The 1,578-nt window shown below is 70.7% G+C and carries 2 protein-coding genes; both read right to left on the minus strand.

Annotated elements, in window-relative coordinates:
• Positions 1 to 1,255 (minus strand): carotenoid oxygenase family protein (locus tag JYJ84_RS36305; protein WP_205190268.1); only part of this gene is annotated, 1,255 nt, incomplete at its 3' end.
• A 17-nt stretch (positions 1,256 to 1,272) separates the two neighbouring features.
• Positions 1,273 to 1,578 (minus strand): DUF2239 family protein (locus tag JYJ84_RS36310; RefSeq protein WP_205190269.1); only part of this gene is annotated, 306 nt, incomplete at its 5' end.

Below are 1,578 nucleotides of genomic sequence, written 5' to 3' on the forward strand. Positions count from 1 at the left end.
CCGCGTCGATCGCGCGCGCATCGAGGATCACGACGTCGCTCGTGTCCGTCGCCGCGCGATAGACCATCACCAGCAGCCAGCCGTCGTCCTCGTCGACGCCGCCCGGGCGCGGCACGAACACCGGCTCGCCGTTCTGGTCGCCGGGCGGCACCGCGTAATGCGTCGTCGTGCCGCGCGCGTGGTCGAAGCGCATCACGCCGCGCATTTCCGCGTTGTTCGGCTGCTCCATGGCGTACAGATAGCGATAGCTGCGCCCGGTCCGGCTTTCGTTGATGCGCGGCAACTCGATGCCGCCGTCGGCCAGCGGCCCTTCGTCGACCAGCCCGTTCGCCGTGTCGATCACGTAGCGCCACAGCTCGCCGACCGGGTTGTCGGCGAAGCGGCCCGTGCGCGCGTCGAGCCGCAGGAACGACGGATAGCGCACCACATCGAGCACGATGCACGACGCGTCGCAGTCGTATGCGTTCACGACGTGCAGGATGAAGCACGGCTCGATGCCGAACCAGTGCACGGCGCCGCCATGGCGCGGGAGCACGCCGATGCGCGCGGGCCGGTCGTCGTGCCAGCGCAGCGGCATCCGGTGGCCCTGCTTCAGCAGCGAGAAGTCGTAGCCGACGTTCAGGTCGAGCAGCAGGCTGCGGGTTTCGGTGATCGCGAGGTCGTGCATCATCGACGGCGCGCCCAGGTCGATCTCGATATCGACGCGCTGCACGCCCTGCGCGTCGGCCACGCCATAGCGCAGCCACGGCGCGCGCCAGTCCGCGCGAAACGCGATCAGCTCGCCCGTGACCGGATCGACCTTCGGATGCGCGGTCATCCCGCCGCCGAAGCCCGCGTGCCGCGCCGGCACGCCGAGCGAATCGAGCCCCGCCGTGATCGCGAACGGCGCGCCGCCTTCCGCCAGCGCGAGCAATTCACCGGCATGCTGCAGCACGCTCACGTTCGGGTTGGTGTCGGGCAGATGCGATGCCCCTTCTGGCGCATGCACGGCGGCCCAGCGCTGCGTGCGCGCCCAGCGGTTCCGGTAGCCGGTCGCGCGGCCGCCTTCGAACGCGATCGCATGCAGCATCGCCGCTTCCGGCCACCACGACAGCACGTCGTTCCCTTCGAAGCGGCCACCCGGCGGATTCGGGCCGTTGCGCAGCAACGTGCCGTCGAGTTCGCGCGGGATGGCACCGGTCACGCGCAGGTCGACGAGATCGACCTCGTCGGCGACCGGCGCGATCGCGCCCTGGTTCAGATCGAATACGGTCATTGCGTCGAATGCTCCTTTCAGCAGTCTTCGGTGGACGGCGGCAGCTCGCCGCGCGTCAGCGCGAGCGCGTGGTCGCGCACATCGTCCGGCCAGCCGGCGATCAGCTCGGTGAGCCGCGCCAGATCGTTTGCATACAGCGCGCGCGCGGCCTCCTCGAAACCGGGCAGGTCGCCCGCCATCGCCGACATGAAGTGGTACGCGCGCGCCTGCGCGTCGCGGAGACGATCGGCCGCCGCATGCGTGCGCCGTGCGTCCTCGACGAGCTTGCGCAACGCGACCGACGCACCGCCCGGCTGCGCGGCCAGCCATTCCCAGTGACGCGG

Origin of the sequence: Burkholderia sp. LMG 13014, assembly GCF_905232215.1 — a bacterium.
In the GTDB taxonomy this organism is placed as follows: Bacteria; Pseudomonadota; Gammaproteobacteria; order Burkholderiales; family Burkholderiaceae; genus Burkholderia.